General features: G+C 52.7%; 7 protein-coding genes and 2 tRNA genes. 4 read left to right on the forward strand and 5 right to left on the reverse strand.

From position 1 onward, the window contains the following. Positions 1 to 172: 172 nt before the first annotated feature. Positions 173 to 553 (reverse strand): tetratricopeptide repeat protein, encoded by a 381-nt coding sequence (locus ACILP3_RS01845; RefSeq protein WP_395614970.1) that lies wholly within the window; start codon positions 551 to 553, stop codon positions 173 to 175. Between the two features lie 477 nt (positions 554 to 1,030). Here ACILP3_RS01845 and ACILP3_RS01850 point away from each other — a divergent pair, with 477 nt between their 5' ends. Together ACILP3_RS01850 and ACILP3_RS01855 are read left to right on the forward strand one after the other, a co-directional pair. Beyond that, positions 1,031 to 1,801 (forward strand): UDP-2,3-diacylglucosamine diphosphatase, encoded by a 771-nt coding sequence (locus ACILP3_RS01850; protein WP_395614982.1) that lies wholly within the window; start codon positions 1,031 to 1,033, stop codon positions 1,799 to 1,801. Further along, positions 1,798 to 2,856, forward strand: a complete 1,059-nt coding sequence (locus tag ACILP3_RS01855; protein ID WP_395614971.1) for a glycosyltransferase family 4 protein — start codon at positions 1,798 to 1,800, stop codon at positions 2,854 to 2,856. Before ACILP3_RS01850 ends, ACILP3_RS01855 begins: the two co-directional genes overlap by 4 nt. 294 nt (positions 2,857 to 3,150) lie before the next feature. Here the strand turns inward: ACILP3_RS01855 and ACILP3_RS01860 are convergent. The 3 genes from ACILP3_RS01860 to ACILP3_RS01870 form a co-directional block, all read right to left on the reverse strand. Beyond that, positions 3,151 to 3,227: transfer RNA gene (locus tag ACILP3_RS01860), tRNA-Pro, on the reverse strand. A 65-nt stretch (positions 3,228 to 3,292) separates the two neighbouring features. Further along, a tRNA-Ile gene (locus ACILP3_RS01865) sits at positions 3,293 to 3,369 on the reverse strand. A 106-nt stretch (positions 3,370 to 3,475) separates the two neighbouring features. After that, positions 3,476 to 5,071, reverse strand: a complete 1,596-nt coding sequence (locus tag ACILP3_RS01870) for a histidine kinase dimerization/phospho-acceptor domain-containing protein (protein ID WP_395614972.1) — start codon at positions 5,069 to 5,071, stop codon at positions 3,476 to 3,478. 164 nt (positions 5,072 to 5,235) lie between these two features. Between ACILP3_RS01870 and ACILP3_RS01875 the strand changes: the two genes are divergently transcribed. Next, on the forward strand, positions 5,236 to 5,712 hold the full coding sequence (locus tag ACILP3_RS01875; protein WP_395614973.1) for an Lrp/AsnC family transcriptional regulator: 477 nt from the start codon (positions 5,236 to 5,238) through the stop codon (positions 5,710 to 5,712). 46 nt (positions 5,713 to 5,758) lie between these two features. On the opposite strand, the gene ACILP3_RS01880 is transcribed toward ACILP3_RS01875, so the two are convergent. Next, a complete protein-coding gene (locus tag ACILP3_RS01880) occupies positions 5,759 to 7,087 on the reverse strand; it encodes a hypothetical protein (protein WP_395614974.1) in 1,329 nt (442 codons plus the stop codon). A 146-nt stretch (positions 7,088 to 7,233) separates the two neighbouring features. Between ACILP3_RS01880 and ACILP3_RS01885 the strand changes: the two genes are divergently transcribed. Beyond that, entirely contained in the window at positions 7,234 to 7,911 is a 678-nt protein-coding gene (locus ACILP3_RS01885) for an SDR family NAD(P)-dependent oxidoreductase (protein WP_395614975.1), read from the forward strand. The last annotated feature ends 223 nt before the right edge of the window (positions 7,912 to 8,134 follow it).

Genomic DNA, 8,134 nt, shown 5'->3' on the forward strand with positions numbered 1-8,134 from the left:
TGCATTGCAGTTCAAAGAATGTTTTGCGTCAGTAATATGACAATAAGTGGATAGGCGGCTATTGCGGCCATGCATCCACAGAAATGAAAAAAGCGAGCCTTCACGGCTCGCCCTTTTCAGTGTTACCTCATGCGGACCATCCTTGCCGCGACTTAACTTGCGTGGCCGCGACCTAGCGCGAAGCTACACGCCTTTGCAGATTAATATATGCCTCGCGTGCCGCAACCTTGGAATTCATCACGCGACCATCAGCTAGAACCAAGTCCACGCTTTCACGAGCCTGCATTGCGGACTTGAAATATCCCGCTGCTTGCTCAGTCTGCCCCATTCGCGCATAAGCGCGTCCAAGGTTAAGTAGCTTTGCAGGGTCATGCTTGCTTACCTGATCGCTCGTAATGATCTGGGAGATCGCGCGCGCATTATCGCCGCGCATCAGGGCCTCATATCCAATCGAGCCTTTCGGGTATGAAATTTCGCTAACTGCGTCCGGTTGAGCCTGGGCTGCAACTGAAATAGTTCCGGCGACTAAAGCGCCTAACAACAACATTTTCATAGCGTCTCTCCTTATCCTCGATGCAATGTTACACTTTCATGACACCAGTGCAATATTAATGTCATAAAAATGTAATGATGTGAATGAAGCGTGGATGCGAGGCGCGTGACCGTAACATTTTAGCCATAAATATTATACAAAAACAGCATGGTAAACGCATCAAACGGCCATGGAATTTACCTAATGCCCCTAGCCTTGCAAAGGCGATGGGGTTGAAGCTTGCGGATGCAGAGGTTCCCGTCATTGAGTAACTGGGTTGATATAAGATCGATGGCAAGAAAACTGTCATCGATCTGCAACGCACCTGACCCATCGAACAGCTACCCAAAATACATCTGATGGGGGTAAAAACAGATGACATATACAGCATTTAGCGACACCGGAACAATCGACACGCCGCGCCTTGAACATGATGACACGCGGCCCAAGCTGCCAACATGGTTCGATAAGCCTGAGCCGCGAAGTTTTCAGCCAAAGATGAAATTGCGCACCATTTGGATATCCGACGTGCACCTTGGTACTGCCGGTTGTCAGGCGGGGTTGCTGAGCGATTTTCTGCATTCGGTTGAGTGCGACACGCTATATCTGGTTGGCGACATTGTGGACGGTTGGCGCTTGCGTAAGGGCTGGTATTGGCCGGACCAACATAATGAAGTTATTCGCCGGGTGTTAAAAATGGCGCATCGGGGTACCCGCGTCATCTACATTCCCGGAAACCATGACGAAATGTTCCGTGACTATGCAGGCCTCAGCTTTGGGGGCGTAGAGGTGCAGCTGGAGGCGATCCACACCACTGCTGACGGGCGCAATTTGCTTGTCACGCACGGCGACGCTTTTGACGGCATTGTCCTATATGCCCGTTGGCTCGCCTTTCTGGGGGACCAGGCTTATACATTGCTGTTGAAGGCCAATATCGTCCTCAATGCCGTTCGGCGCAGGTTCAACCTGCCATATTGGTCACTTTCATCTTACTTAAAAAAGCGTGTTAAAAATGCCGTACAATATATTGGCCAATATGAAGAAGTTGTTGCACGAGAGGCATCGCAGCGAGGCGTGCAAGGCGTAGTCTGCGGTCATATCCATTGCGCCGAAATCCGCCAATTTGGATCCATTACTTACTATAATGACGGTGATTGGGTTGAAAGCTGCACCGCATTAACGGAAGCCAAGGACGGGACAATGTCCATCATCGACTGGGCAGCGCATGTCCGCGATCGCGCAGTGAAGCAAGCGGTCGTCGTAGCATGAGGTTGGCTATCGCGACGGACGCTTGGGCACCACAAGTCAACGGTGTAGTGCGCACTTTAACCGAAACGATAAGCCGCTTGAAAGCGCGCGGACATACGGTTGAGGTTGTCGCACCTGACAGGTTCACGACCATTCCCTGCCCCGGCTATCCGGAAATACGTTTAGCGCTAGCTCCGCGTTTCGGCGTGCGTAAGGCGCTAGGAGCGTTCAGCCCCGACATTGTCCATATCTCAACCGAAGGCCCCATTGGCTGGAGCGCGCGCGCATGGTGCATAAAGAACAACGTGCCTTTCACAACGGCTTTTCATACCCGATTTCCCGAATATGTCGCCGCACGGACGCGACTGTCACCGGACTTCATCTGGCCCATCATGCGTAAATTCCATAAAGGGTCACGGGCGATCTTGACGGCGACACAAAGCCTGCGGGACGAGCTGGAAAGCCGGGGCATACAGCCCACACAACTTTGGTCGCGTGGAATTGATCATAGCCTGTTCCATCCAGCCCAGCCCGAGCATCCAAGCTTAAAGCATCTTAAAAAGCCGATATTATTGTCGGTCGGAAGAGTGGCGATAGAAAAGAATCTTGAGGCCTTTCTTACCGCCGATGTCCCGGGAACGAAGGTCGTGGTCGGCGACGGCCCTGCCCGCGCGCATCTTCAGGCGCAATATCCCGACGCCGTCTTTCTCGGCACACGTCATGGCGCGGAACTGGCCAGCATTTATGCTTCTGCCGATGTTTTCGTATTTCCCAGCAAAACCGACACCTTCGGTCTTGTCATGCTTGAGGCACTGGCAACTGGCGTTCCGGTGGCTGGTTATCCCGTTCAGGGGCCACTGGACATTATCGGGGCCGAGGGTCGCGAACCGCAGGGTAATTTGGGCCGCCCGATTGGCTGCCTTAAGCCCGATCTGGCAGAGGCGATCAACGGCGCGCTGTTGCTTGATCGTGCCGATGCTGCAAATTATGGGGCCCAATTTTGCTGGGACACATGCACGAACCAGTTTGTGAACGGCATTACGAAAGCAAATAATAGAGGTGCGATGGCCGCGTAAGCAAAATGGCGATCAATACATCGCGGTTCTGTAGTGATTTCGCAGCCATATTTTGGCGCTGCGCTCCATCGGTCAGGTTGGACACACCGAACTAACAAAGGGAGGACTCGCAGGCAGTGTGTCCGAATAGCTAACATTGAAAAGCCACCATTGTTCCCGCAGGATGCCCGTCAACTGGCCTCAAGGCCGTTCGCAATGCAGAGCATATGCGCGCCCTAACGCGCATAGCACAAAGGCTGATGCCTCCAGCAAAATGTCCGACTAACGTCAAACATCAACATCACAGGAAAAAAATGGTCGGGGAGACAGGATTCGAACCTGCGACCCTCTGGTCCCAAACCAGATGCGCTACCAGGCTGCGCTACTCCCCGACATGGGATCACTGGTATAACAATGTCCGCGCGGCTGGCTGCCTGCCAACTTCGCGGTGCGAAACTGGTGGGCCCGGAGGGACTCGAACCCCCGACCTAGCCGTTATGAGCGGCCAGCTCTAACCAACTGAGCTACAGGCCCTGACCGGCTCGCCAACTACCTGCGCGCCGATAGCCGAACTTTAGGAGAATGCGCAAGTCTTTATCTTACATAATAGACGCAATTTGGTCGGCGATCTTGTTTTCGTTCATTCCTGCTCCCCATTTTTGTAATTTGACCGTCCATCGCTTACGGCTGGGACGGACACTATGAGCGCTTGATGATAAAATCGTAAATCCCCGCCCAGGCTCCGCGCGAGGCTGCGCACAAGTCGCAGAGAGAAACCCAAACCGAGCAAAGGGGCCGCATCATTATCGTCGATCGATCCTAGCCCTGAACCCAAAAGCGCACTTTCATCAAGATCGAGCAGCTTCTTAGGCAGAGCCAGCACAAAACGATTGGTAGCATGAAGGCCTAATTCCGTTCGAAAACGGCCATCAAGCACTTCTCCGGGTTCACAGCCAATCATTACCGCCGACAACAAACGCGAAAACAGGCGCTCCGCCGTTTGATGGTCAACTGCAAAAGGCCGAACCGCGTCGGCGTGGACAAGGTTGAGCCTAACCTGAAGCAAATCAGTCAGTCCATGCAAGCGATCAGCAAGTTTCTGCGAAAGCCAGTCACATTCCGTCACCCCTTCTTCGGCAACATAGGTTCCAGTTTCGATCGTCGCCGCGATGGACAGATCGTCAAAGCCAGACAGCAACCGTCCTGCATCATGCAGAATGTTGCCCGCCAAAATCCGATAATCCTCCGTCACCGGCCCAAAAAGCTGCTGCTCGATGATTTCGGAAAAACCGATGATGGCGCTTAAAGGTGTGCGCAGTTCATGCAATAGCTGCTGAATATGTTCGGCGTCATCGGCGTAATTTTTCGGAATTACCGCAGTTTCGGAGAGATTGGGTCGCCGCAAAATACCACGATAGCCATTGAAACGTCCACTTAGACCATCGAAAAACGGAACGGCGTTTATGCGCCAGTCCCCAGCAATAGCAGGAGCGCCACACAGCCGCATGCGCGCATTTTCCAGCGGCATTTTCTGTCGGAAGGCCGCCGCTCCATAGGCATCTGGCCCCGGACCATCATCAAAAGCAGGTTCAGCAATATCAACGCCAACAATCGCGCCCAAAGGCGCGCCTTCTACCCAGCAAATTGTACCATATTCATCTGCCTCAAATCGGATCACATCGATGGGGTCTATCGTAACATCGAACTGCTCTTCTTTGCGCTGATCGGATGCTGATGTTTCCAGCGCGGGAACGACGGGCTCTAATGTGGCGTCAGGCGTAGATGGATCGGGCGCTTCGCCCGGCAGCACAAAAACGGCGGAAGACCAGTCATTCAGGGCGCGCAAAGTCATTGGGCCAAGATCGCGACGGCTGCTTAAAAACCCACGCGCCCGCGTCGATAGTTGCGGCACAATCTCTGCCCATTCGTGATCATCCAATTGCGCCCCACGGATCGCAGCCGATGCAACAGCGGGGACATCGCCAGATAACAGCAACATTAAAGGCACAGATTGAAGCCGCCCTGCCAATGCACGAACTATTTGCTCGCGAATATCAGCGGGAATAGTATCCATGAAATGCCGCACTTTTTGCAAACCGAGCACGACCAATTCTGGGTCAAAATCCTGCGAATTCTGTGCGAGTATATCCAACAGCAACTGCCATTTGGTAGGCAGCCCCAAAGCCGGATCGTCGGTCTGACGCAAGGTGGTTTCAAGACGATCGTCAAAACGCAATGATATTCATTCCCAATGGACGGGTGCCCGCAATGATCGCGCGTTAAACGTGATCTCGGCCGCGCGAAAGCGGCAATTTGGAGGCGTCACACTATGGGACAATTGCAATGCAGCATAATTATATTATAAGCATGAGGCAGAATAGAAATGGAAATTACCAAATCATGGCTAATACGAACCTTGATGCGATAGATATGAAGCTTTTGGCCGAATTGCAGGCTGATGGTCGCATAACCAATGTTGAGCTCGCGACCAAGGTCGGTTTGACCGCGCCGCCCTGTTTACGCCGTATGCGCGCGCTTGAGCAATCGGGTACGATCAAATCCTATCATGCCGATGTGGACGCAAGCGCGCTGGGCTACACCATTACCGTTTTTGCCATGGTGAGCCTAAAAAGCCAGGCTGAGGACGACCTAAAGGCGTTTGAACAACATGTCCGCGCATTACCAGATGTGCGTGAGTGCCACATGCTCAATGGAGAAATTGACTTTATTTTGAAGATTGTAGCACGCGATCTTCAGTCCTTTCAGGAATTTTTGACCTCAAAACTGACGTCAGCACCCAATGTGACCAGCGTCAAAACATCGCTGACGATCCGCACGGCCAAAGACGAGCCCGGCGTCCCTATTCGCCAGGCATAAAAAAAGGCCCGATTGCGCGGGCCCTTTTTACTTTATAGGTGAAATCTCAGGTGACTGGCGCTGCCGCAGCTGGCGTTGCTGCGGCATTGGCACGGTGGTTAATGAACACCACCCAATATTCGGCAATTGCCTTGCGGTTCGCACCCGTGATCATAGCGAAATCGGCCTTCGCACCCGCATAATCGCCGAGCATCGTCTTTGACATGGCAAGGCGGAAACGTGTGCGGTCCGTCTGGTCACCCCCATCCTTGTCTAAAACGGGTGCCTTGCTCAACGCCGATTCATACAGTTCCTTCGCGGTCTTGTAATCCTTATGCGAAAAGAAGGAGTCGCCGGTAAGCGAGGCTAACATGCCCCTCGGACTTGCTTTCGCGGGAGCGATTGTCCCGGCCAAGGTGCGCGTGTCTTCTGCAAGACGTGCCTTCGCTTCGTTATACCGCTCGCTGAACGTCACATTGTTACGCGAGATCAAACCCTTGGCGAATCCTTCTTCTAGCACGGAAACAGCTTCTGCGGGATAACGCACACCGATATAACTCAGGCTGTCGAGATATCCTGCATATTCCTGTTGAAAGCGAATGCCATCGGTGGCGCGCATTAAACGCATGATGTCCAGCGTTTCTTCTGGATTGAAGTCACGCGAGCGGTCAAAAAACGCAAGCGCATCATGCCAATAATCCGAGTTATTTTCCAGAACGATCAGATCTTTATAAAAATTAGCCGCACCGGCGTAGTTCTTCGCCTTGGCGGACAGGATGGCGGCACGCACGAAATACGTCTTGTTTACCGAACCCGCGGCCTTGCTGGCATCAATAGCCTTGCCGATCCATGCGACCGCGTCTGCATCCTTGTTCTGCTGCGACATGGCGTTGGAAATCAGAAACTCAATATTATTCGTGCGGTGCCCCAAATTATAGGCGTCGATCATATTTTTTTCGGCATCTGCAAATCTCTTGCCATCATATGCAATGGCACCCTTACGGAACGTATATTCCCTCTTGAAATCGGCAGGGGTTGATGCAGATGCAAGCAACAAATCGATGCCCTGCTCTTGAAACGCTAGGTCCTTTGACACCGCGCCGATGTTAATGGCCAATATGCCTGCTTCGTAACGGTCATCGTCATTGCCGATGGCAGCAACAACCTTTGGAAATTCTGCCTTAGCAGCCACAGGATTCTTGGCTTTGTTTAATAAATCCGCCACAGGGACATAAGCGGCGATGAAAGGTTTGGAGTAATTTTTCTTTGGCGCTGCTGCCGCTGCCTTACCCTTTTTTTCCTTCTTGGGCTTTTCATCGGACTGCGCAAATGCGGCAGGCGCGGCAGACACCGCTACCAACGACAAAGCGAGGGCAAATTTTGAAACCAGTTTCATGTAACTCTCCGCTAATTATTAAGCCTTGGGCCTTCTAAAGGTCGGTTTATAGGACCTTGCTATCGTCTGTGCAATTGCCTTAGCGCCATTGCATGAATTCCCGTTGAACGAACCGGAGCAAAAAACAAGTGGGTGAAAGTAGTGCAATGATTTTTGGCGCGCGTGGTGGCATTGGGGCCGCGCTGGCAGATGCTTTGGAACAAGATCCAAATTATGCCCAAGTCATCCGGCTTCATCGCGAGAGCGACCCGCTTTTGGACATAATGGACGAGGCTAGTATTGCGGCCGCCGCCGCTTCTTTAGCGGGAACATATCCTCCCATAAGCATGGTCATTGTTGCGACTGGAGTGCTGCATTCAACCCAAAAAGGTCCGGAGAAGAGCCTTCGCGAGCTTGATCCTGACTGGATGATGGAAAACTTTCGCATCAACGCGGTCGGGCCTGCTCTAGTCGCCAAGCACTTCCTGCCTATCATGGCGAAGCAAGGCCCGATTTGTTTTGCGGCCTTGTCCGCGCGGGTGGGCAGCATCTCCGACAATCGCTTGGGCGGGTGGCACAGCTATCGTGCATCAAAATCTGCACTCAATATGTTTATCCGCAATATCGCGATCGAATGGCAGCGTAAAAATCCGCAATCCGTTGTCGTTGGCCTACATCCCGGTACCGTCGAGACGGCACTCAGCGCCCCATTCAAGGGCAATCCCGCGCATGAACGCTTCACCCCTGCCCGCGCCGCTGGAGACATGCTCAATGTGCTCCATGGACTGAAACCGGAACAAAGCGGGCAAATTTTTGCATATAACGGAAGCCTGATAGCACCCTAACCGCCACCAAGGTGTGAATCTGTGGATAAGCTGGTGAAAAAAGCGCAATTAGGGCAGTCGCATGTGGCCATTTCGGCGCGTTGGGTCTAGAGTTCAGTCATTATAAAAATATAAGGATTATCGCGGCGTGACCGACGACACAGTTACCTTGGACCCATCAGACATTTCACCGGTCGACATTGTCGATGAAATGAAGTCGAGCTATCTCGATTATGCGATGTCG

Origin of the sequence: Sphingorhabdus sp. (assembly GCF_044239665.1) — a bacterium.
Lineage (GTDB): Bacteria > Pseudomonadota > Alphaproteobacteria > Sphingomonadales > Sphingomonadaceae > Sphingorhabdus_B.